General features: G+C 66.7%; 20 protein-coding genes, 1 tRNA gene and 1 pseudogene. 15 read left to right on the forward strand and 7 right to left on the reverse strand.

The genetic code is table 11. The annotated features are described in order from the left end of the window. Positions 1–56: 56 nt before the first annotated feature. Both D0C15_RS24735 and D0C15_RS24740 read left to right on the forward strand, forming a co-directional pair. Positions 57–2,051: an SDR family oxidoreductase gene (locus D0C15_RS24735; RefSeq protein ID WP_116049932.1), complete on the forward strand. Its 1,995-nt coding sequence runs from the start codon at positions 57–59 to the stop codon at positions 2,049–2,051. Positions 2,052–2,176: 125 nt separating this feature from the next. Continuing rightward, complete coding sequence (locus tag D0C15_RS24740; RefSeq protein ID WP_116049934.1) at positions 2,177–3,157, forward strand: coiled-coil domain-containing protein; 981 nt, start codon at positions 2,177–2,179, stop codon at positions 3,155–3,157. 181 nt (positions 3,158–3,338) lie between these two features. Here D0C15_RS24740 and D0C15_RS24745 read toward each other — a convergent pair whose 3' ends face one another. Next, on the reverse strand, positions 3,339–4,673 hold the full coding sequence (locus tag D0C15_RS24745; RefSeq protein WP_116049937.1) for an amidase family protein: 1,335 nt from the start codon (positions 4,671–4,673) through the stop codon (positions 3,339–3,341). Between the two features lie 121 nt (positions 4,674–4,794). Between D0C15_RS24745 and D0C15_RS24750 the strand changes: the two genes are divergently transcribed. Then, the gene (locus D0C15_RS24750) at positions 4,795–6,300 is read left to right on the forward strand and encodes a phytoene desaturase family protein (RefSeq protein ID WP_245976199.1); all 1,506 of its coding nucleotides are present in this window, start codon (positions 4,795–4,797) and stop codon (positions 6,298–6,300) included. 14 nt (positions 6,301–6,314) lie between these two features. Here D0C15_RS24750 and D0C15_RS24755 read toward each other — a convergent pair whose 3' ends face one another. Beyond that, the gene (locus D0C15_RS24755; RefSeq protein WP_116049939.1) at positions 6,315–6,734 is read right to left on the reverse strand and encodes a YciI family protein; all 420 of its coding nucleotides are present in this window, start codon (positions 6,732–6,734) and stop codon (positions 6,315–6,317) included. A gap of 196 nt (positions 6,735–6,930) precedes the next feature. Between D0C15_RS24755 and D0C15_RS24760 the strand changes: the two genes are divergently transcribed. Continuing rightward, the gene (locus tag D0C15_RS24760; RefSeq protein WP_116049941.1) at positions 6,931–7,149 is read left to right on the forward strand and encodes a hypothetical protein; all 219 of its coding nucleotides are present in this window, start codon (positions 6,931–6,933) and stop codon (positions 7,147–7,149) included. Positions 7,150–7,197: 48 nt separating this feature from the next. Here the strand turns inward: D0C15_RS24760 and D0C15_RS24765 are convergent, their stop codons facing one another. Next, positions 7,198–7,416: a hypothetical protein gene (locus D0C15_RS24765; RefSeq protein ID WP_116049944.1), complete on the reverse strand. Its 219-nt coding sequence runs from the start codon at positions 7,414–7,416 to the stop codon at positions 7,198–7,200. 91 nt (positions 7,417–7,507) lie between these two features. Here D0C15_RS24765 and D0C15_RS24770 point away from each other — a divergent pair, with 91 nt between their 5' ends. The 9 genes from D0C15_RS24770 (at position 7,508) to D0C15_RS24805 (ending at position 16,169) form a co-directional block, all read left to right on the forward strand. Further along, positions 7,508–8,104: a TetR/AcrR family transcriptional regulator gene (locus D0C15_RS24770; RefSeq protein WP_116049946.1), complete on the forward strand. Its 597-nt coding sequence runs from the start codon at positions 7,508–7,510 to the stop codon at positions 8,102–8,104. Between the two features lie 1,255 nt (positions 8,105–9,359). After that, positions 9,360–9,497 carry a hypothetical protein gene (locus D0C15_RS34285; RefSeq protein ID WP_162830247.1) on the forward strand — a complete coding sequence of 46 codons (138 nt, stop codon included), beginning with the start codon at positions 9,360–9,362 and terminating at the stop codon, positions 9,495–9,497. A gap of 193 nt (positions 9,498–9,690) precedes the next feature. Then, complete coding sequence (locus D0C15_RS24775; RefSeq protein ID WP_162830248.1) at positions 9,691–10,674, forward strand: AraC family transcriptional regulator; 984 nt, start codon at positions 9,691–9,693, stop codon at positions 10,672–10,674. Between the two features lie 110 nt (positions 10,675–10,784). Continuing rightward, positions 10,785–11,582, forward strand: coding sequence for a nitrilase-related carbon-nitrogen hydrolase (locus D0C15_RS24780; protein WP_116049952.1), 798 nt, complete (start codon positions 10,785–10,787; stop codon positions 11,580–11,582). Between the two features lie 77 nt (positions 11,583–11,659). Further along, positions 11,660–12,337, forward strand: coding sequence for a DUF2848 family protein (locus D0C15_RS24785; RefSeq protein WP_116049954.1), 678 nt, complete (start codon positions 11,660–11,662; stop codon positions 12,335–12,337). Then, positions 12,337–13,809, forward strand: coding sequence for a 4-hydroxyphenylacetate 3-hydroxylase family protein (locus D0C15_RS24790; protein ID WP_116049957.1), 1,473 nt, complete (start codon positions 12,337–12,339; stop codon positions 13,807–13,809). The genes D0C15_RS24785 and D0C15_RS24790 overlap by 1 nt, the downstream gene beginning before the upstream one ends. Then, positions 13,806–14,159, forward strand: coding sequence for a cupin domain-containing protein (locus D0C15_RS24795; protein ID WP_116049960.1), 354 nt, complete (start codon positions 13,806–13,808; stop codon positions 14,157–14,159). Before D0C15_RS24790 ends, D0C15_RS24795 begins: the two co-directional genes overlap by 4 nt. Positions 14,160–14,163: 4 nt before the next feature. After that, entirely contained in the window at positions 14,164–14,685 is a 522-nt protein-coding gene (locus D0C15_RS24800) for a flavin reductase family protein (RefSeq protein WP_116049962.1), read from the forward strand. A gap of 209 nt (positions 14,686–14,894) precedes the next feature. Then, positions 14,895–16,169 carry a benzoate/H(+) symporter BenE family transporter gene (locus D0C15_RS24805; protein WP_116049965.1) on the forward strand — a complete coding sequence of 425 codons (1,275 nt, stop codon included), beginning with the start codon at positions 14,895–14,897 and terminating at the stop codon, positions 16,167–16,169. Positions 16,170–16,244: 75 nt separating this feature from the next. Here D0C15_RS24805 and D0C15_RS35600 read toward each other — a convergent pair. From D0C15_RS35600 to D0C15_RS24825, 4 genes and pseudogenes are all read right to left on the reverse strand, one after another. After that, positions 16,245–16,733, reverse strand: a pseudogene (locus D0C15_RS35600) (transposase); the annotation flags it as partial. Positions 16,734–17,052: 319 nt separating this feature from the next. After that, a tRNA-Leu gene (locus tag D0C15_RS24815) sits at positions 17,053–17,126 on the reverse strand. A gap of 30 nt (positions 17,127–17,156) precedes the next feature. Further along, positions 17,157–18,482 carry an NAD(P)/FAD-dependent oxidoreductase gene (locus tag D0C15_RS24820; protein WP_116049968.1) on the reverse strand — a complete coding sequence of 442 codons (1,326 nt, stop codon included), beginning with the start codon at positions 18,480–18,482 and terminating at the stop codon, positions 17,157–17,159. Positions 18,483–18,581: 99 nt separating this feature from the next. After that, the gene (locus tag D0C15_RS24825; RefSeq protein ID WP_116050006.1) at positions 18,582–19,268 is read right to left on the reverse strand and encodes a uracil-DNA glycosylase; all 687 of its coding nucleotides are present in this window, start codon (positions 19,266–19,268) and stop codon (positions 18,582–18,584) included. A gap of 53 nt (positions 19,269–19,321) precedes the next feature. On the opposite strand from D0C15_RS24825, the gene D0C15_RS24830 reads away from it, so the two are divergent. Both D0C15_RS24830 and D0C15_RS24835 read left to right on the forward strand, forming a co-directional pair. Next, a complete protein-coding gene (locus D0C15_RS24830) occupies positions 19,322–20,812 on the forward strand; it encodes a S10 family peptidase (RefSeq protein ID WP_116049970.1) in 1,491 nt (496 codons plus the stop codon). A gap of 25 nt (positions 20,813–20,837) precedes the next feature. Continuing rightward, complete coding sequence (locus tag D0C15_RS24835; RefSeq protein ID WP_116049973.1) at positions 20,838–21,428, forward strand: LURP-one-related family protein; 591 nt, start codon at positions 20,838–20,840, stop codon at positions 21,426–21,428. Positions 21,429–21,448: the final 20 nt, after the last annotated feature.

Here is a 21,448-nt window from a genome sequence, read left to right on the forward strand (position 1 = left end):
CGCGGCTCAAGGCAGAATCCCCATGGTTCGCACTCACGCCTGACGAGGAGGGATCGATGGCGACCTATCTCGTGACCGGTGCCACTGGCCTGATCGGCCGCCACTTCACCCGGCTGCTGCTGGAGCGGGAGGACACCGAGCAGGTCGCACTGCTGGTGCGCGAATCCTCCCGGGAACGGCTCGCCGCACTCGTCGCGTCCTGGCCGCATCCCGAGCGGGTCAGTCTGGTGACCGGCGACCTCGCCGGCTCCATGCTCGGTGTCGAAGAAGAACTTCGCGAGCGGCTGCGTGATTCGGTCGACCACATCGTGCATCTCGCCGCCCTCTACGACCTCACCGCCGATGACGAGGCCAGTATCAAGGCGAACGTGGAGGGCACGCGCAACGTCATCGAACTCGCCGCCGACCTGCGGGCCGGCTGCCTCCACCATGTGTCTTCGGTCGCGGTGGCCGGGGACTACGACGGCGTCTTCACCGAGGAGATGTTCGACGCGGGACAGCGGCTGGTCACCCCGTACCACCGGACGAAGTTCGAGGCCGAACGCCTGGTTCGCGAGCAGCACGAGGTGCCATGGCGGGTTTACCGCCCCGCGGTCGTGGTCGGGCATTCGAAGACCGGCGAGATGGACAAGATCGACGGTCCGTACTACCTGTTCAACGCCATCAACAGGCTGACTTCCGTGCCGAACCTGCCGGTCGTCGGCCCGGACATCGGCGACGTCAATGTCGTCCCAGTGGACTACGTCGCAGCGGCCATGCGCGAGCTGGTGACGAAGGAAGGTCTCGACGGCAGGACGTTCCACCTGGTGAATCCCGAACCGCAGTCGGTCACCTCGGTGTACAACGCGTTCGCCTCCGCCGCGGGAGCGCCCACCATCTCGATGGAGCTGGGCACGGGCCTTTCGAACAGGATCGTGCAACTGGCCAGGCTCAGCGAGCACGTTCCCGGCGTCACCATCGCGAGGGACGCGGTGCTGGAACGAATCGGAATCCCGCCGGTGCTGCTGGAGACGATGACCTTCCCGTCGGTGTTCGCGTCCGCGTCCACCCGCAAGGCTCTCGCCGGGTCCGGGATCGAGGTTCCCAGCCTCGAGGAGTACGCACCGGCCCTGTGGCGCTACTGGCGCGAGCATCTCGATCCGTTCCGGGCACGTAAGCACGGCCCGCGTGGGGAACTGGACGGCAGGCGAGTGGTCATCACCGGCGCTTCCTCAGGTATCGGCAGGGCGACCGCGCTCAAGGTCGCCGAGGAGGGCGGGGTTCCATTGCTGGTCGCCCGGCGCCAGACCGAGCTGGAAGAGGTCCGGGACGAGATCATCGCCGCCGGCGGGCAGGCGTCGGTGTACCCGGCCGACCTGACCGACGAGGAGTCGGTCCACAAGGCGGTGGCCGCGATGCTCGCCGACCACGGCAGGGTGGACATGCTCGTCAACAACGCGGGCCGGTCGATCCGCCGTTCCATCCGGCTTTCCTACGACCGCTTCCACGACTACGAGCGCGCGATGGCGATCAACTACTTCGGGGCGGTCCGGTTGATCCTCGCCGTGCTGCCGCACATGTCCGAGCGGAAGTTCGGGCATGTCGTGAATGTGTCGTCGATCGGGGTGCAGGGCATCGCGCCGCGGTTCTCCGCGTACGCCGCGTCCAAGGCGGCGCTGGACTACTTCTCGAAGATCGCGGCGACCGAGACCCACGGCGACGGGATCACCTTCACCACCATTCACATGCCACTGGTCCGCACACCGATGATCCGGCCGACCAAGATCTACGACGCGTTCCCGACGAAGTCGCCGGACCAGGCCGCGGACATGGTGCTCAAGGCGCTCAAGGACCGGCCGAAACACATCGGCACGCCCATCGGCCAGGCCATCCAGCTCGCATACGCCCTCACCCCCGGACTGACCGACGCAGTTGCCTACCAAGGCTTCCGCATCTTCCCCGACTCGGCGGCGGCGGGCGGATCCGGCGGGTTGAAGATCGGCCGCGGCGACCGGCATCTGTCCAAAGCAGCCACCGCTCTGGCCAAACTCACCCGCGGATTCCACTGGTGACACCGCACGCTCGGTAACCGGCACAGGGCCAACCGGGCGGGATCTTGGCGCCGCGAGAGGGAACACGTCACTCACAAGGCCCGCCTGACGGCGATGACACGGGGTGCGCGGGTACCGTTCAGGGCATGGTGTCTGAGCGAGACAACGGACTCACCCCCCTGCGCCGCGAGTTCGATCAGGTTTGGCACGGATTCGACCGCAATCAGGTGCGCCAGTACGTGGATCATCTTGAAATGCACGTCGGTCGGTTGATCTCCGACCGTGATGCGGCGATGGCACAGGCGAGCACGATGTCCCGTGAACTCGAGAACGCACGCCGCGAGATGGCGAAGCTGCGCGAGCGGGTCGAGGAGCTCAAGAAGCCGCCGGAGCGGCCCGAGGATCTCGACGAGCGCATGCAGCGCACGGTGGATCTGGCGAACGCCAGGGCCGAGGAGATCACCGCCCGCGCCCAGGTCGCGGCCGAGGAGCACTGGGCCAAGACCACCGAGGCGTCGGAGCAGTTGCGGGAGCGCTACCGCTCGTTGCTCGAAACGCTCGACTCGCACACCCAGCAGATGCAACACGAGCACGAGGTCGCACTGGAATCCACCCGTGTCGAGGTCCGGGAGCTGACCAGCGAGGCCGCGCGCAGGCGTAAGCAGATGGATTCGCAGTCGGAGAACCGGCGGCGCACCGTGGAGCGCGAGTTCGACGCCAGGATGAGTGCCGAACGTGCCGCCCTGGAAAAGCACATCGCCGACCAGCAGACCGCGAGCAAGAACCAGGCCGAGCGGCGCATCTCCGAGGCGACAGCCATGGCGCGACGGAAGGTCGAGGAGGCCACGGCCGAGGCCAAGCGACTGGTGGACGAGGCCACGGCGGACGCACAGCGGCGCACGACGGAAGCGAACGACATCGTCAACCGCCTGACGAAGGTACGGGAGGACGCGCTGACGAGGCTGCGTGAGGCGAACGAGGTCCTCGAACGCAGCGAGTCGACGCTGACCCCGCTGGAGGAGGAGGCAGCCGAGCTGGCCGACGTCTCCTCCCAGGACCCAGGCGCTTCCGCCCCCGACGACGAGACCAAGAAGCCCCTCGAGTCCGCAGGCAAGCGCACCTCCTAGCCCACCCGGGTTGGAGCGTCTGCAAGTACGCCCAAGCAAGATCGACTACGCCTTTTTCTACCACCAACAGGAACGCACGCCCGACCGACTTGGTAGCGGTTGAAGGCGACTTCGATCTTGCTTGGTGGTACTTGCAGACGCCCCAAACCCCGTGCGGAGGGGCACTTCCCGCATTGGGGAGTCAGGACTCCGTGGTGGTGCGGGGCCAGGGGTTGAGCCGTTCGAGCTGCGCCGCGATGCCGAGCAGCAGTGGCTCACTGCCCGGCGCGCCGACGAGTTGCACGCCCAGTGGGACACCTGCCGGATGCCTGCCCGCGGGGACGGACAACGCCGGATAGCCGGCCAGGTTCCACAGTCCGGTGAATCCCGCGAGCCGCATCGAAGGCACGGCGTTGCCCAGCCACGAGCGCTCGTGCCAGCGGCGTGCCTTCGGCGGCAGCGTGGCGAGGGTCGGCGTCACCAGCACGTCATGGTCGGCGAAGAACTCCTCGGCACGCAGCCGCCAGTCCTGTGCCGCGCCGGCCCGCACCAGTCCCGTCCTGCGCACGACATCGCCGGCTCTGACGTGCGCCCGCGAGCGGCGCTGCAGCAGGGCACGGTCCAGATCGGCCGCCTGCTCCGCGGGCCCCGCGAGCCAGCGGGTCAGGAGCCCGGCGACGGCGGCCGCCGGGTAACGCGGCTGGGCGGTGACCACCCGGTGCCCCGCCTCGCCCAGCAACAGGCCGGTCCTGGTGACCGCGTCCCGCAGCGGTCGCGGAACCGGTGCCCGGGTGAGCGGGACCTGAGTCGAGATGGCTACCCGCACCGTTGACGGATCGGCGATCTCGCCGAGGTCCGGACGTTCGGCGAGCACACCGAGCAGGAGCGCGGCATCGGCGACAGTGGTAGCCAGCGATCCGTGGGTGGACATACCGAACCAGCCACCGTCGTGCGGTTCGGCCACCACGCCTGCTCCGGGCTTGATCCCCACCAGGCCGCACATCCCCGCGGGCAGTCGGACCGAACCCAGCCCGTCGGTACCGTGCGCGAGCGGAACGAGGCCGGCCGCGACCGCGGCACCACTGCCGCCGGAGGAACCACCCGCGACGTACGCGGGTTCCCACGGATTGCGGGCCACGCCGCTGGGACTGTCACTCATCGGCCAGACACACAGTTCCGGCACCCGCGTGATGCCGACGACCACCGCTCCCGCGCCGCGCAGTCGCCGCACGATGTGGTCGTCAGCAGTTGCGGGCTCGCGCGAACTCGCCAGCGATCCCCATTCGGCGTGCTCGCCCTCGACCTCGACGACGTCCTTTACGGCGATCGGCACACCCGCGAGCGGAAGCCCGGCGAGATCGGAGCGCTCGCGCAGGGCGGCGGCCTCGGCGAGCGCCGCCGTGTCCCGTACTCGGCGAAACGCCTGCACCACACCGTCCGCCGCTCGAATCCTGGACAGCGCCTGCTCGGTCACTTCCACCGGATCGAGTTCGCCGTTGCGTACCGAGCGCGCGATGTCCACTGCCGTCCAGGTCATACCGAAACCTTACCGGCCAGTAGCAGCTGCGTGGAGTCCCGCGTAAATGCGTCAGATTACGAATATCAACGTCCTCGCCCGGGTCGTACAGTGCGGGGACGACACTGGAAGTTGATCCGGAGTGAGGCCCTTGCACAGCGGTGGACGTTCCCCCTCGGGGCTCGGCTCGGCTGCGGACGAGCGCGATGTGGTGATCGTCGGATCGGGGCCCAACGGGCTGGCGGCCGCGGTGATCATGGCCCGCGCCGGGCTCTCGGTCGACGTCTACGAGGCCGCCGAGGCGGCAGGCGGGGGTACCCGCACGGTCGAGCCGATGCCCGGGTTCCGGTTCGACGAGTGTTCTGCCGTTCACCCCATGGGTCTCGCGTCGCCGTTCTTCCGCGCGTTCGGACTGGCGGAACACGGCGTGGAGATGTTGCAGCCCGAGGTCGCCTACGCGCACCCGCTCGACGGTGCCAGGGCCGGGCTGGCATGGCGCGACCTGAACCGCACGGTCGAGGGCCTCGGCCGTGACGGCCCAGCCTGGCGCAGACTGCTCGGCCCGCTGGCAGGGAACTGGCAAGGGGTCGTGGCGACGGGGATGTCCGACCTGCGCCATCTGCCCGCCCATCCGGTAGCCGCGGCACGACTCGGCAGGCGAATGCTGGAGCAGGGGTCGCCGTTGTGGAATCTGCGCTTCCGCGAGGAGGTGGCGCCTGCGCTGCTCACCGGTGTCAGCGCGCACGCCATTCGCCCGCCGAGGGCGTTGCCTCCGGCCGGAGTCGGGTTGATGCTCGCGGCGCTCGCACATAGCGTCGGCTGGCCACTGGTCCGCGGCGGGAGCCAGGCGATCGCCGACGCACTGGTGGCCGACCTGCGCACGCACGGTGGCCGGCTGCACCTCGGGCGCCGGGTGCGGACGCTCGCCGAGCTGCCGCGCGCGAGCGCCGTACTGCTCGACGTGAGTCCGGCGGAGCTTCTCCGGCTCGCTGCCGAGCGGCTACCCGGCCGGTACGGCACCGCCGCCACGGCGTACCGGTACGGCGGCGCGGCCTGCAAGGTGGATTTCGCCCTGTCGGAACGGGTCCCGTGGAGCGCCCGAGGCTGCGAACTCGCTGGGACGCTGCATCTCACGGGGTCGCGAGCGGAAGCCCTCGCGGTGCAGCGTGAGGTCGCCGCCGGCCGCTGCCCGGAGCGGCCGTACGTACTCGCCGTGCAGCCCGAGGTGGTCGACGACAGCAGGGCACCCCGGGGCAAGGCGACGTTGTCCGTCTACGCCCATGTGCCCCAGGGCTACCCGGCCGACATCGGCGACCTCGTGACCGCGCAGATCGAACGGTTCGCACCAGGCTTCCGCGACGTCGTACTGCATCGGTGGGTGCGAACGGCGACCGAGCTACAGGGCTGGAACCCCAACTACGTCGGCGGTGACATCTCGGCGGGCGCGATGTCGTTGCGGCAGACCGTTTTCCGGCCGGTACCCCGCTGGAATCCCTATAGGACTCCAATCGCGGGTGTCTACCTCTGCTCCGCCTCCACGCCGCCTGGCCCGGGCGTGCACGGAATGGCTGGTGTGCACGCCGCGGGCCATGCGCTGCGCGATCGATTCGGCATCGACGAGCCACCGCTCGAACTGATGCTCGGCTGAGAATCCGGCAGGCGTCAGGAGTTCTGCGCGGCCACCTGAGCACGCAGCTTGTTCTCGGCCTCCTGGAGTTCGGGAGACATGACCTCGGCGAAGTCCTCGGTCTCGAACACCTGGCGCACCTCGACCTCGCCGTCCACGAACGGAACTCGCCTGGCCCACTCGATCGCCTCGTCCTTGGACTTGACGTCGATGATCCAGAAGCCGGCGATCAGTTCCTTGGCCTCGGTGAACGGACCGTCGGTCACGGTCGCCTCCTTGCCGGAGAACGTGACCCGCGCGCCCTTCGAACTCGGTTGCAGGCCGTCCCCGGCGAGCATCACGCCGGACTTCACCAACTCGGCGTTGAACTTCCCCATGTCATTCAGCTCCTCCTCCGTGGGCAGGACGCCCGACTCGGAGTCGGCGGAAGCCTTGACGATCATCATGAACCGCATCTCGAATCTCCTTCTCGTCCGCGTAACCGGTCCGCTGTCCGGCCGGTCCCGGCCAGTTCCGCCTGGCCGTTACTGACGCGTCGATCGACAGCTTGCCGGATCGACACGGCCGGAGAAGTTTTTTTCGGATTCTTTCTCGCACGTCGTCGGGCAAAGGTCCACCCCCATCCGCCGCGATCTGGCAGGATCGGCTCCGATGGCCGAACAAGACGAGGACAAGCTGCGAAAACGCCAGTTCAGGGCGGTGGCCATGCTGCTTCCCCTCGGAATCGCCATGCTGGTCGTGATGGCGGTACTCGGAGAGTCAAGCTGGCAGATGTGGCTGTTCGGCGGGCTGATGGTGTTCAGCGCGACCGGCATGCTGGTCGGGCAGATCCTGGAGCGCCGACGGCCGCGCACGAGCGACAACGGGTAGGCCGTCTCCTACCCGGCCAAAAGTGCTCACTCACACCGCGGTCGCGGGTCAGCGCTTCCGCCGCTCCAGGATCGCGATCGCGGTCACGCCGCCGAGGAGCACCAGCAGCGGGCAGACCCAGCGGAGCGCGCCTGCTGAATCGTCCAGCACAAGCGACCAGAGCCCGTTGCTCGACCCGAACACCATCATGACCAGCGGAATGACTCCGAGTGTGATCCCGATCAGCCCGGCCAGCCCCTGCCAGGCGTCCGCTGTCTTCGCCGTCATCTGTCCCCCTTGCATGCCCGATCCAATGCGATCGCATTGAAACACTGACGGCCGACCGGTGTCAATGCGATCGCATTGATATGCTCGGCCAGTGCCCCGTTCGGTCGATCACGACGCCCAGAAGTCCGGTCTTGCCCGCGCCGTCTGGGCACTCGTCGCCCGCAGGGGTCTGGAGTCGGTATCGCTGCGATCGGTCGCCGCGGAGGCGGACGTGTCGATGGGCCGCGTGCAGTACTACTTCGCCACGAAGGACGACCTGCTGCTGTACAGCCTCGACCACGCCCACCGACGCATGGAGGCGCGAATCGTAGAACGCGTCGAGGCGGTCGGAGGTGACGAGCGCAGCATGCTGATCACCATTCTCGACGAACTACTCGGCGAGCACCCCGAAACCCGGGACGCGATCCGAGTCCACGCCTTCTTCGCCGCCCGCGCCTCGGACAACGAACGGATGGCGGCAGTACTCACCGACGGGGACGCGGAAATCCTCGCGCTGGCAGTGGCGGTGATCGCGCAGGCGAAAGCAGCGGGACGCGTCGCCGCGGACGTCGACCCCGAACTCGACGGCTACGCGCTCTTCACGCTCGCTCGCGGCCTCGGCTCCGACGTCGCCCTCTACGGTGCGCCGATCGACAGAGCGCGAAAGACGTTGGAGCACGTCATCCGCCGAGTTGCACCCGCGGTTTGAACACCCACTTCTCCCGGCGTGAGATCCGCGATCTCGGCCACCACAGCGACGACCACGAAACGCTTCGATACGTCTCGTCTCGTCACCCGCTGATCAGCTCGGCCCCGCGAAACCGTCAAGGACGCCGAGCGAGTGGGTCAAAATTGAGACTCAAGATCTTTGATGGCACGCGATGGACGGAGCACCATAGCCCGCCACAGCAGCGCACTTACTACAACTGCCGCGCCGACCGTACCGACAATCCAGAATAGCGGAAACAGATCAGTGCGCATGACACTCGGAAAATGATCGTATTCGCAGCGGATAGTGATCGGATCGACGAGGTATGCGGGTCGTCCACCACCAGTTGCCTCGGTCATTCCGATGGGCTCGGGTACTCGGGTAATGCAGTAGTCGCTTACATACTGCCGTTGTCCGACAGCGGCAAGCACTAGTGCCGTGATCATCAATACTGACGTGATCAGGGCAGCAGCACTGACGCGGAGGATCCACTTCCTCGTTCTCACACGCGCGTACCCTTCAGCCCGGATCTCCGACGCCGCCGCGAAGCCTTTCGATACCCGTCGAACACGCTACGTGCACTCGAAAGGCGCGGCATTCCGGAATCCGCCTGGGATACCCCGCACGACAGACAAGTCGGGGAGATGATCCTGAGGGGCCACCTCCCCGACCCTCTGACCTGGGTCGTGCCCCCGACGGGGACAGCAGAGGATGGGAACAGGGTTAACCAGGGCGCCTTCACCGGCACCTTGACCGCCAACACGGTATTCGACCTTCCCGAATCGTCCCGGTGCACGTCATGACCAGCCCGGACCGGACCTTCCAGACCCAATGCGCGTGCACACTGCTCGGTGCGCTCGGCGCCGCCTACATCTCCTAACATCACGGCCGCACCTTCGCCCTCGACAGGAGCGCCGATCCGACAACGGCGTCGAGGCTCTCCCCTTCATATGGTGATCACTTGCCGGGCCGGGAAGGCGCGCGTCGGTGGCGGCAGTCCCCGGCACGGAGACTTACTTCAGTCTCGGGCGTATTGCTGCCTCGTTCCCTTTGGGGAACGATGTTCCTTGCCCACAGCTCACCTCCCGGCCACCGCGCAGCGCGTCGCGGATCGAAGTCGCTGTACTGGTGATACGGCGTTTCCGTGCTGCTTTTCCGGAGAACGTCCCCTGGAACCCCGGGTAGTATTCGCGCAGCAGCGACCGCAGTTCCTAGTTTCGAACGGAGGTTCGTCGGCTGACCTGACGTACCTGAAGTGGCCTCCGATGTGCACTGGCCGATCACCAACCTCCGGGTCGTACTCGGGATGAGCGCGTACGACCGGCCACTCGTCGTCACCGACGCAGTCGAGGGATTGGCGGGGATGCCGACGGATCACGGCCCGCCGGGTTGACGGTACGGAATCGCGCCACACCGGTGCGTCTGATCCGTCCGAGGATTGCGGGGTCGTGAATACCACACGGCCCGATGTCACGCTTCCGTCCGCATCGGCCGTTGACGCAGCGCACGACATCGAACAGGATGACGTTTCTGAAGAGGAAGCACCCGAACTCGAATTGCTCACCTGCTCACATTGGGGTGATGAGATGAGCGCCCCGTCGCTGGCGCGGCTCGCGGAGCGTCGCGGCCACACCATTCTGAACGACATCGGCGATGCCGGACGGACGGTCCACGCCTGCACCGGCACGCTGCGTCCCCACTCCCTCACCGTGAAGACCGGATCCTCGTCCCTGGCCACCAGGTTGGTGCATGTCCGGCTGCAGGACACGTCTGTCAACCGGCTTCGCTACGGCACCGAGGTCACCGTCAGTTCCGGCGACGGTGCGCTCGACGACTACCTGCTCACGCTTCCCCTGTCGGGCCGCGGTACTTTCCGCTACGGCAACGACGTCGCTGCCGCTTCGCCCGACAGTGGCGTCATCATCGGCCCGCACCGTGAGTTCGACTTCGGTTTCGACCCGGACTGGGACCAACTGGTGATACGGCTCGATCGCGATCGGGTCGAGTCGGCCGCGGCGGCGTTGACCGGCGAGGTCGGGCCCGTCGACTTCGACCTCGCCCTCGCACCGGGAGTGGGGGCTCTCGACGGCCTTCTGGAGTCGGCCGTGACCCTGGCCGGCTCCGACACAGCCGAGCATCGCCCGCGACTGGTGTGGCAGTTCGAGCAGTTGATCCTCGAGACACTGCTCATGACTCAGCCGAACAACAGGCTGTGCATGACCGACGCCGGCCGGAGCCGGCCGAACTCGCCACGCGTACGCCAGGCGATGGAGTTCATGCTGGGCCAGCTGAGCGAACCACTGACCGTTACGACCGTCGCCGAGGCATGCGACACGAGCGTCCGAACCCTGCAGCAGACGTTCCGGCGCGAGACCGGCTCCTCACCGTTGCAATGGCTCCGGGAACAGCGGCTGGAACGCGCACACGCACTGCTGACCACGGCAGCACCCGGTCTGTCCGTTACCGACATCGCCTACCGCTGCGGCTTCTTCCACCTCGGCGAATTTGGAGCCGCCTTCCGTCGTCGCTACGGCACCACGCCCTCGAAGTTGTTGACAACACGACACTGATCCTCGGCCCCGGTCCGGCTCCTGGCGCGAACGGCCTGTTGCGCGATTCCGAGCAAGGCTCGGCGCCTTTCCGATATCAGTGCGCCCCGCATCACGCGATGGTGGAGGGCATGCAGATTGCTCTCCTTCAACTCGCCAGCCCGGGAGAGGAGTCCGTCGAGGACCGAATCGCCCGCGCGACACGCATGATCAACGCCGAACACGATCTCCACGACACCGACTTGCTCGTCCTTCCGGAGATGTGGACCGCCGGATACTTCTCCTTCGAGCAGTACACCGCTCGGGCCGAACCGTTCGAAGGTCCCACACTGGCGGCCGCACGCACGTGGGCGCGTGCGTGGGACCTGTTCGTCCACCTCGGGAGCTTCGTGGAGGTGGGCACCGATGGGCGGCTCCACAACACCTCGGCAATCGTCGCCCCGGACGGGACCGTCGTCACGGCCTACCGCAAGGTGCACCTGTTCGGCTACGGATCACGGGAGTCGGAGCTGCTCACGCCCGGCGACCGGCTCGGTCTTGGGCACGTCGCCGGGCCCGCCACGGGCATCACCACGTGTTATGACCTTCGCTTCCCCGAGCTGTTCCGCAGCCTCGTGGACGAAGGGGCCGAACAGCTGATCGTCTGCGCGGCCTGGCCGGCGGCCAGGCTCGAACACTGGCGGTTGTTCACCTCGGTCCGTGCCGTCGAACAGCAGGCCAACCTGATCGCCTGCAACGCCGTCGGCCAACAGGACGGCGTCACGCTCGGTGGACACAGCCGAGTGGTCGCGCCGACCGGTGAGACTCTGGCGGAAGCAGGTACCGAGGAAGGCTTCACCTACGCCGACGTCGATTCCGACCTTCCGCGTACGACACGCGCCGAATTCTCCGCACTCGCCGACCGGCGCTGGCCGGTGCCCACCTCATGACGCCGCACCAGCGGGTTCCCGGTCCGGCATCACCCCTTCCTCCATCCAGAACGTACCCCCAACAGTCAAGGAGAGTCATGGCTCGCACCGCCACCACACTCCGGCTACGCACCGTCGAGGGCGAATCGGTCGACGTGACACCCAGCCGTCTCGTCATCGCCGGCTACACCGGACGAGACCAGGACGCGGTCCGACACCACATCGATGAACTGGCAGCCATCGGCGTCCCCGAACCGGACAGCATCCCGGCCTTCTACGAACTGGACACCGATCTCCTCGCCGTGGAGAAGGACGTCGAGGTCGCCGGGGAGCAGACCTCGGGCGAAGTCGAGCCCGTCCTCATCCGCAACGACGGGCGCTACTACCTGACGGTGGGCAGCGACCACACCGACCGGGAGCTGGAGCGCCACGACATCAAGGCATCCAAGGGCGCGTGCCCCAAGCCGGTCGCGGGCACCGTCATCGACCTGGGCGGGCAGCCCTCGTCGCTGCCCTGGGACGAGATCACAGCATCCTCGTGGCTGGACGACGAGCCCTACCAGGACGGCTCCCTCGCCCAGTTGCTCCCCATCACCCGGGTCCTCGCCGAATGGGAATCGCTCGACTCCGGCGATACCTCGATGGTCCTTTTCGGAGGGACGATGCCGCTCCTCGACGGCGGGTTCCGGTTCGGCTGGGAATGGCGAATGCGGCTCCGGGTTCCCGGGCAGCCGGCCGTCGAATTCACCTACACAACGTCTGTGAGGAAGAACTGATGCGTACCAGCGCCGACTACCTGGCTTCGCTCGACGACGGACGCCATGTCGTCGTCGACGGTGAGCCGGTCAAGGACGTCGTCGAGCACCCGGCCTTCGCGCCGATCGCCCGCACGATCGGGCGCCTCTTCGACCTGGCGGCGGACCCGGCCAACAACATGCAGGCCGACGATCCGGTGACGGGACGGGCTGTCAACCGGCTCTTCCTCCCGCCACGCGACACAGCGGAGCTGACGGCCTATCGCGAAGCCGCCCAGGTCTGGGCCACCGAAACCCACGGTTTCGTGGGACGTTCTCCCGACCACGTCGGTGCGTTCCTGGCCGCCTTCTCCAGCCACCCCGAGGCATTCGCCGACGACCGCGGTCCTGGCAAGAACCTGGCCGACAACGTGCTCGCCTTCCATCGCCGTGTGGTCGAGCACGATCTTTACGTCTCCTACGCGATCATCCCGCCACAGGTTTCGCGCGCCACGACGGCACATGCCTGGGAAGGCGACTTCATCCAGGTCGGCGTGAAGGAGGAACGGCCCGACGGCATCGTCGTGCAGGGTGCGCAGATGCTTGCCACAGGCGGCGCCGTGGCCGACGAGATCCTGGTGTCCTGCATCAAACCGCTGCAGGCCGAGGACGAAGACTTCGCGGTCAGCTTCACCGTTCCGGTCGACACCGACGGGCTGACGCTGTACTGCCGGCGCCCCTACGCCCCCGGCGCCAGCAGCGAGTACGACTACCCGCTCACGTCGCGCTACGACGAGACCGATGCGCTCCTGGTGTTCGACGAAGTCTTCATCCCCTGGGAGAACGTCTTCGTCTACCGGGACGTGCCCGGACTCCGCCGGCAGTTCTTCGATACCGGCGCTCATATTCTCGGAAACTGGCAGGCTCAGATCCGATTCGCCACCAAACTGCGTTTCCTGGCCGGGCTGGCCCGCAAGGTCGCCGAGGTCAACGGCGTCGACAAGTTTCCCGGGGTCGTTGAGAAGCTGGGCGAACTGGCCAGCCTGGTGTCCGTGGTCGAATCGGGCGTGCTCGCCGCCGAACACACCGCTGGCAACGACGACCGGGGACTGTGCCGTCCTGGAGCCCGCGCACTCTACGGGGCCATGGGGCTGCAGTCGGAGATCCACCCACGTGTGATCGGGATCCTGCGAGATCTCGCAGGCGGTGGGGTCCTGCAACTGCCTGCGAGTGTCGCCGAACTGCACAACGAGACGACCCGGGCTCACATGGACCGCTACGTCAGCAGCCCCGGTACGTCCGCCGAGGAACGAATCAAGCTTTTCAAGCTTGTCTGGGACGCCATCGGCTCGGAGTTCGCCGGACGGCACCAGCAGTACGAACTCTTCTATGCGGGCGCGCCCTTCGTGGTGAAGGGCTACGCCTACCGCAACTACGGCTACGACCAGCCGCTCGCCGAGGTCGACGACTTCCTCGCGAGCTACGACTCCACCGGCACGGAGGCAACACGATGAGCAAGCCCACGATCGAGTTCACCGATATCACCGATATCGAGTACACCGTGTGTCCCGGCGACAACCCGCTGATCAAGGAACGGATCCTCGCCACCGATCCGGTGACCGGCTTCGCCACCCGGATCCTGCGCTACGAGCCGGGTGCCGACTCGACCCCGATGGGCGTGCAGAAACACGAGTTCTGGGAAGAGGTCTACATCATCGAGGGATCCTTCACCGACCTGACGCTGGGCCAGACCTTCTACGCCGGCCAGTTCGCCTGCCGGCCTCCGGGCATGCCTCACGGACCGTGGCGCTCCGAGGAGGGCGTGACCACCTACGAGGTCCGATACCCGGCCCCAACGGAGTAGTGAGATGCCCGCCATGACTCCGCATCTCATCGACCCCACCACGATGCGTCAGACCATGGGGCGGTTCGCCACCGGTGTCGCGGTCATCACCACCGAGTCCGCAGGCACCCCCCATGGCATGACCGTGAACTCGTTGACCTCGGTGTCGCTGGATCCGCCACTGCTACTGGTGTGCTTCAACCACGGCGCGCGCAGCACCACGGCGGTCACCGCCTCGGGACGCTTCGTCGTCAACCTTCTCTCGCAACGGCAACAACCGATCGCCCTACGGTTCGCGAAGCGTGGCGAGGACCATTTCGGCGGCCTCGGCCTGGACTACGGCAACCACGGTGTTCCGGTGGTACCGAATGCCTTGGCCCACCTCGAATGTGAGGTCGGCCAGATCGTCGAAGCCGGCGACCACACGGTGGTCTTCGGCAAGGTCACCGACGTGTGCACCAGGGACGGCGACCCGCTCGGTTTCTATCAAGGTCGGTTCAGCGAAATCACTCCCCACGGAGCCGAACCGGAGCACTGGTTCTTCTGATCGCCCTCGCCTCGAGCCGGCAGCCCCCGGCTCGAGGCGGTCCCGGGCGACCCGACGCCTCTCCTCGCGACGCCAGTCGCTCAAGTTTCGATCCTTTCGGCGTCTCTCACCGGCACCCCCGCACCCGCATCACCAGGGACGGGCCACGTCGGCGCTCTCCGAATCAGCTGACCTGCACGACGCTGTGCAGCCTGACGAATGGATCACGTATGTCCCAGAGCATCGAAGACCATGAGATCGACGGCTCTGACGAGCCCGACCGGCTCATCGAGCGCGGCCCGGGCTACCGGGCCGGGCTGCGGGGCCTCCCGCGTTCCCTCGACATCTCGACGATCGGCGCCGGTGTCGTCGCGGCGGTCTTCGGCTGCACCGGCCCGGCGCTGATCGTTGTCAACGGTGCCACCGACGCCGGACTCACCACCGCACAAACGGTGTCTTGGGTCAGCACGGTCTACCTGGTCGGAGGTTTCATCTCGCTGATCATGGCGCTGTACTATAAGCAGCCCATCGTCGGCGCTTGGAGCATTCCGGCTGCCGCGTTGGTCGTCTCCAGCCTGGCCGACCACTCCCTCCCGGAGATGGTCGGCGCCTACCTCACCGCCAGCGTACTGGTATTACTCCTCGGACTCTCCGGATTCGTCCGCACTCTGGTGCGCTGGCTCCCCATGCCGATCTTGATGGCCATGATCGGCGGTGTCCTGTTCAAGTACGCCCTCAACATCGTCGGCGCCGCTGAAACCCGACCATTCCTGGTCGGTGCCGCCATCGTCGGTTTCCTGCTGCTGAGCCGCTTCGTCAAGGCGGTCCCGGGAGTGATCGGCGCCCTCGCATTCGGCATCGTCGCAGCCATTCTCACGGACTCGTTCGCGTCGGCCCAGATCGGCGCCGACCTCGCCCTGCCGACGTGGGTCGGTGTGGACTTCAACCCACTGACCATGTTGGGTGTGGGAATCCCGCTCGCACTGGTGATCCAGGCGGAGAATATCCAATCCATGGGTGTCCTCATCGCCGAGAAGTACCGTCCCCCGGTCAACAACATCACTGTGGTCAGCGGAGCTGCCAGCCTCCTCGTCTCCGGATTCGGCGGTCACAACGCCAGCATCGCCGGCCCGATGACCGCCATCTGCGGCTCAGGTCAGGCCGGTCCCCACCACGACCGGCGCTATGCCGCGGCCGTCGTGAACGGCGTCATCTTCGTCGTATTCGGCTTCTTCGCCAGCATCGCCGTGGGACTGGTCACCGCGCTCCCGGGCGAACTTATCGCCACCGTCGCCGGACTGGCGATGTTCGGCGTCCTCATCATCGCCTTCCGGGGCGCGTTCTCCGAGGGGCGATACAAGCTCGGCGCGTTGATCGCCCTTGTCGTCGCCATGGGAGACGTGACCATCTTCGGCATCTCCAGCCCATTCTGGGCACTCCTCGCCGGCCTCGGCGTCTCCCTCATACTCGAGTTCGACGACTTCAACGCCAACTCGCGGAACTGAACGCTCTAACAACCGGTTCCGGCGCTTAAGCTCCCGCAACTCGGCCGCGGCATCAGCAGTCAGGCCCGGCTTGACGCCGTCCTCGGCTTCGGCCGCTCGTAGCCGCTTCTGCAACGTCATCGGATGGACCCCGAAGCCGCTGGCGACCTGCTCGATCGTCACACCCGACTCACGGTTACGCGCGACACGGACAACGCCCTCACGGAACTCACGCGGATAAGGCTTGAGCACGATGACATCCTTCCCCACGCTTACGTCTCGGCAAGCGAAATCAGATGTCACATAACCCTTCAGCAGCCAAGGGCTACGTACCCGACTACCGCCGCAACCTCCTCGACGCGAACGCGAACACTGGACAACGCGGCCACCCAACGACGCGAGCAGCACCTCGCCGCGCTCCGCCGCCAACTCGACGACACCAACCGCATGATCAAAAACTTCATGCGCAACTTCGCCCTCGTCGACGAACCCACCGAAGACCTCGTCCGAGACATCAAGCAACAACGCACCGAGCTGCACCGCCGCAAAGTCGACCTCGAAACCCAACTCGCCGAGGCCGAACACGACAACCAGCAGGCACCCAACCCCGACCTGCTCGACACCCTGCCCATCGGCAACATAGCTATCGAGGACCTACCAGCCGATCTCGCCCGACGACTGTTCGAAGCGCTCCGCCTCGAACTGCGCTACGACAAGAACCGAAACCAGCTCCCGTGCACCGCAACACCCAGCGCCCCCACCCTCACCGCCACACACGACGCCGCGAAAGACGCCGTCATCGTGCCCATCAACCACACCAAACGGGAAAATCGGCGCAAACACAACGAAAAGAGCCAGGAGGACACCATGCCCGAAGACACCCCACCTGTTCCCATCCTTGAAGTGCCCCCGACGGGGATCGAACCCGCACTGGGTCGATTTTAAGTCGACTGCCTCTGCCAATTGGGCTACGGGGGCACCCGAGAGCCTATTGGATGGGGCCGTGGGTCAGGACTTCGAGGCCCTCTCGAACTCTTCCTTCGGCTTGTTGATCTGGCCGAGCGAGACGACCTCGCGGCGGAACAGCCCACCGAGCAGCCAGTCGAAGGTGATGCGGACCTTACGGTTGAACGTCGGCATCGCCTTGACGTGGTAGGCGCGGTGCATCACCCAGGCGGGGAAGCCCTTGACCTTGACGTTGAACGTATCGGCGACGCCCTTGTGCAGACCGAGGCTGGCCACCGAACCGACGTTCTTGTGGCAGTAGTCCTGCGGCTTCTCCCCGCGCAGCACCTTGATCATGTTCTTCGCCAGGTGCCTGGCCTGACGCACGGCGTGCTGGGCGTTCGGGGGGCAGACCGCCGTCGGGTCCGACTCGGTCCTCGACAGGTCCGGCACGGCCGCGTTGTCGCCCGCCGTCCACACATCCGGGTGCCCCGGAACCTGCAGCGTCGCGGTGGCCTGCAGCCGGCCGCGCTTGTCGATCGGCAGATCTGAGCTGGCCAGCACCGGGTTGGCCTTCACACCCGCGGTCCAGATGATCGTGTCGCTGTCGAACTCCGTCCCGTCGGAGAGCACGACGCGACCGTTCTCGAACGACTTGGCAGCAGTCGAGAGGTACACCTCGATACCGCGCTTCTCCAGCTGCTCCGCGGTCCAGACGCCGAGCGTCTCTCGCACCTCGGGCAGGATCCGGCCCGCGGCCTCAACCAGCACCCAGCGGATGTCCTCGGGATCGATGTTCTCGTAGTACCTGGTCGCGAAGCGAGTCATGTCCTCGAGCTCCGCGAGTGCCTCGATACCGGCGAAGCCGCCGCCGACCACGGTGAACGTGAGCAAGCGTTTGCGCAGCTCGGGATCCAGCGTGCTGGCCGCCTCGTCCAGCTTCGTCATCACGTGGTTACGGAGGTAGATCGCCTCACCGATGGTCTTGAAGGCGATCCCCTGCTCGGCGAGGCCGGGGATCGGCAGCAGGCGCGCCACCGAACCAAGTGCCACCACCAGCACGTCATAAGACAGCTGCTCGACATGCCCGTCGGCGGCTTCGACCGTCACGACCTTGCGCTCGTGCTCGATCTGGGTCACCCGTGCGGTGAGCACATGGCAACGCCGCAGCACCCTGCGCAACGGGACGACCACGTGCCGGGGCTCGATCGCTCCGGCTGCCGCCTCCGGGAGGAACGGCTGGTAGGTCATGTGCGGCTGGGGGTCCACGACGGTTACCGACGCCTCGTTGGCTCGGAGCTTCTTCTGCAGACCCAGGGCTGCGTACAGCCCAACGTATCCACCACCGAGAACCAAGATCCGAGTCGGTTCCGACTTCACTGCGGCCATACGCATATGCTCCCACCTCCACCCCCATCACGCTCGCGCACCCCGGGCCGCTTGTGACCGGCGTCGCCCCCCGGTTGGAAACGATTCAGAGCCGCGCCCTCACGCCGCGAACGCGACCTCGGCCGCCTGAGTCAGGACTTCCCTGAGCATCGCGGGAGTGAGCTTTCCGGTCTGCGTGTTGCGCTGGGACACGTGGTACGACCCGAAAACCCGCAAATCGCTCGGACCGTGCAGGACCAGTTGCGCTCCGTGGCCGAATCTGGGTCGTGGCACTGGCACCTGCCACCCCGCTTCGGCGAGCACCGGCAGCAGTGCCTGCCACCCGAACGCGCCAAGGACCACCACCGCGCGCAGCCTCGGACGCAGCAGTTCCAGTTCCCGGGACAGCCACGGCCTGCAGGTGTCCCGCTCACCGGGCGTCGGCCGGTTGGCCGGCGGGGCGCAGTGCACCGGGGCCGTCACCCTCGTGCCGCGCAGTTCGAGCCCGTCACCGAGGTGGGTGGACGTCGGCTGTGACGCGAGCCCGACGTCGTACATGGCCTGGAAGAGCACGTCTCCTGAACGGTCCCCGGTGAACATCCGGCCGGTGCGATTGCCGCCGTGCGCGGCGGGGGCGAGGCCGACGATCGCCAGCGCCGCATCCGGTGGCCCGAAGCCGGGCACCGGACGGCCCCAGTACTCCTCGTCGGCGTAGGCGGCCCGCTTGGTCGTGGCCACCTCCTCGCGCCACGCCACCAGGCGTGGGCAGGCACGGCACTCGGACACAGCCGCATCAAGGGCTGCCATCGGTGCGGCGAAGTCGGTCACCCCTCCATTGTGTCTGCTCTAGGTTGGTGGACATGCCACAGACACCACCCGACGAGTCCGCCGAGCCACAAGCCGAGGCGGAGAACGCCAAGCCCGAACCCACTGACGACCTCGTCACCACCAAGCACACCGTCACGGTCAAGCGCCGCAAGCTCGCCTACACCGCCCAGACCGGGCGCGTCGTGCTGCGTAAAGAGGTCCTCACCGACGGGAAGTTCGACGGGCACCTCCCCAAGGCCGAGGTGTTCCTGACCGCGTACACCTTGGACGGCGCCGAGCCGGGCAGCAGGCCGGTGACGTTCGCCTTCAACGGCGGGCCCGGAGCGTCGAGCATCTGGTTGCACCTCGGGGTTCTCGGCCCACGCAGGGTGGTTTCCGGTGACGTGGACTCCCCCGAACCACCGCCTTACGGCCTCGCGGACAATCCCGACACCCTGCTCGCACACAGCGATCTGGTCTTCATCGACCCGGTCTCCACTGGATACTCCCGCGCCGCGGCGGGCGAGAAGCCCAAGGACTACCACGGTTTCACCCCCGACATCGAGTCCATCGGCGAGGTCATTCGCCTGTGGACCTCCCGCAACGGACGCTGGCTTTCGCCCAAGTTCCTGGCGGGCGAGTCCTACGGCACCCTCCGGGCGGCGGCCCTGTCCGCACACCTGCAGCAACGGCACGGTCTCTACCTCAACGGACTGCTGCTGATCTCCTCGGTCCTCGACCTGGGCAGTGTGTTCTTCTCCTCGGGCAACGACCTGCCCTACTCGCTGTACGTCCCGACCTACGCCGCGATCGCGCATTACCACGGTCTGCACGGCGACCGGCCGCTGGAGGACGTGCTGGCCGAGGCCGAGGAGTTCGCCTCGAAGGATCTGCCGTGGGCACTACGGCGCGGGTCACGACTGTCTCCAGAGGAGCGCGCCGACGCCGTGCGCAGGCTCGCCGCCATCACCGGACTGAGTGAGTCCTATGTAGACAGGGTGAACCTGCGCATCGAGCACATCCGCTTCTTCACCGAACTCCTGCGGGACCGGGGACTGACGGTCGGCCGGATGGATGGCCGCTTCACCACGTGGGAGCCCGACGGCGGCCGGGAGCACATGAGTGACGACCCGGCGATCTCCCGGATCATCGGCGCGTACTCCGCCGCCTTCAACCACTTCGTTCGCGCCGAACTGGAATACGAGAACGATCTGCCGTACGAGATCCTTTCGATGGCTGTGAACCAGGCCTGGTCGTACTCCGACTTCGAGGGCCGATCCGTGTCCGCTGTAGACAGTCTCAGCTCGGCCATGCGCGCGAACCCACATCTGAAGGTGCATGTGGCACTCGGCCACTACGACGGCGCGACGCCGTACTACGCGGCCGAGCACATCCTCTCCCAGCTGGAGATCCCGGAGGAACTACGCGGCAACATCGAGTCGGCCTACTACCCGGCCGGACACATGATGTACGTCCACGAGGCCTCCCGCGTGCAGCAGGGCAAGGACCTCGGGGCATTCGTCAAGTCCGCCTCGAACCGGTAACCAGACAACCGCAAAAGGAAAGCACATGCCTCTGCAGGCACTGAACACCTTGCATATGCACCAGAAGGTCACCTTCATGGTGAACCGGTACGAGATCTTCGCCGATGACGGAAACGGGGCACCTGGCGACCTGATCGCCTTCGTCGAACAGAAACGGATGAAGCTCAAGGAGCAGGTGACGATCTACACGGACAGCACGAAGTCCCGCGAACTCGCGGGCTTCCGCGCCCGCAAGATGATCGACCTCGGCAGCGGTTACGACATCCTGGACGGCGAGGGCAACGCCATCGGTCTGTTCCGCAAGGACTTCAAGAAGTCACTCACCAGCTCCACCTGGCACCTGGAACAGCCGGGGCAGCCGCCGATCACCGGTAGCGAGCGTAGTTCGGGGATCGCGATCCTGCGGCGGCTGTGGAACTTCATCCCGCTGATCGAGAACCTCCCGTTCCCGTTCCGCTATCACTTCGACTTCGCCCGCGAAGGCAAGCAGAGTTTCAGCGTGGACAAGAACACCTGGATCCGCGACCACTACACGATCCGGATCGAGGACTCGGCGCTCGACCGGCGGCTGGTCATCGCACAGGCCGTCGCCGTCGACGCGCTCCAGGCCCGCTAGGGCGCGAAACCAAACGCCGA

Origin of the sequence: Amycolatopsis palatopharyngis, assembly GCF_003385185.1 — a bacterium.
In the GTDB taxonomy this organism is placed as follows: domain Bacteria; phylum Actinomycetota; class Actinomycetes; order Mycobacteriales; family Pseudonocardiaceae; genus Amycolatopsis; species Amycolatopsis palatopharyngis.

What these genes read in the sequence shown, in the direction of transcription:
- D0C15_RS24790 (WP_116049957.1), top strand. Translation starts at nt 12,337, where the DNA reads ATGCGTACCAGCGCCGACTACCTGGCTTCGCTCGACGACGGACGCCAT.
- D0C15_RS24740 (WP_116049934.1), top strand. Translation starts at nt 2,177, where the DNA reads ATGGTGTCTGAGCGAGACAACGGACTCACCCCCCTGCGCCGCGAGTTC.
- D0C15_RS24830 (WP_116049970.1), top strand. Translation starts at nt 19,322, where the DNA reads ATGCCACAGACACCACCCGACGAGTCCGCCGAGCCACAAGCCGAGGCG.
- D0C15_RS24820 (WP_116049968.1), bottom strand. Translation starts at nt 18,482, where the DNA reads ATGGCCGCAGTGAAGTCGGAACCGACTCGGATCTTGGTTCTCGGTGGT.
- D0C15_RS24835 (WP_116049973.1), top strand. Translation starts at nt 20,838, where the DNA reads ATGCCTCTGCAGGCACTGAACACCTTGCATATGCACCAGAAGGTCACC.
- D0C15_RS24780 (WP_116049952.1), top strand. Translation starts at nt 10,785, where the DNA reads ATGCAGATTGCTCTCCTTCAACTCGCCAGCCCGGGAGAGGAGTCCGTC.
- D0C15_RS24735 (WP_116049932.1), top strand. Translation starts at nt 57, where the DNA reads ATGGCGACCTATCTCGTGACCGGTGCCACTGGCCTGATCGGCCGCCAC.
- D0C15_RS24795 (WP_116049960.1), top strand. Translation starts at nt 13,806, where the DNA reads ATGAGCAAGCCCACGATCGAGTTCACCGATATCACCGATATCGAGTAC.
- D0C15_RS24775 (WP_162830248.1), top strand. Translation starts at nt 9,691, where the DNA reads ATGAGCGCCCCGTCGCTGGCGCGGCTCGCGGAGCGTCGCGGCCACACC.
- D0C15_RS24745 (WP_116049937.1), bottom strand. Translation starts at nt 4,673, where the DNA reads ATGACCTGGACGGCAGTGGACATCGCGCGCTCGGTACGCAACGGCGAA.
- D0C15_RS24755 (WP_116049939.1), bottom strand. Translation starts at nt 6,734, where the DNA reads ATGCGGTTCATGATGATCGTCAAGGCTTCCGCCGACTCCGAGTCGGGC.
- D0C15_RS24825 (WP_116050006.1), bottom strand. Translation starts at nt 19,268, where the DNA reads ATGGCAGCCCTTGATGCGGCTGTGTCCGAGTGCCGTGCCTGCCCACGC.
- D0C15_RS24800 (WP_116049962.1), top strand. Translation starts at nt 14,164, where the DNA reads ATGCCCGCCATGACTCCGCATCTCATCGACCCCACCACGATGCGTCAG.
- D0C15_RS24760 (WP_116049941.1), top strand. Translation starts at nt 6,931, where the DNA reads ATGGCCGAACAAGACGAGGACAAGCTGCGAAAACGCCAGTTCAGGGCG.
- D0C15_RS24805 (WP_116049965.1), top strand. Translation starts at nt 14,895, where the DNA reads ATGTCCCAGAGCATCGAAGACCATGAGATCGACGGCTCTGACGAGCCC.
- D0C15_RS24765 (WP_116049944.1), bottom strand. Translation starts at nt 7,416, where the DNA reads ATGACGGCGAAGACAGCGGACGCCTGGCAGGGGCTGGCCGGGCTGATC.
- D0C15_RS24785 (WP_116049954.1), top strand. Translation starts at nt 11,660, where the DNA reads ATGGCTCGCACCGCCACCACACTCCGGCTACGCACCGTCGAGGGCGAA.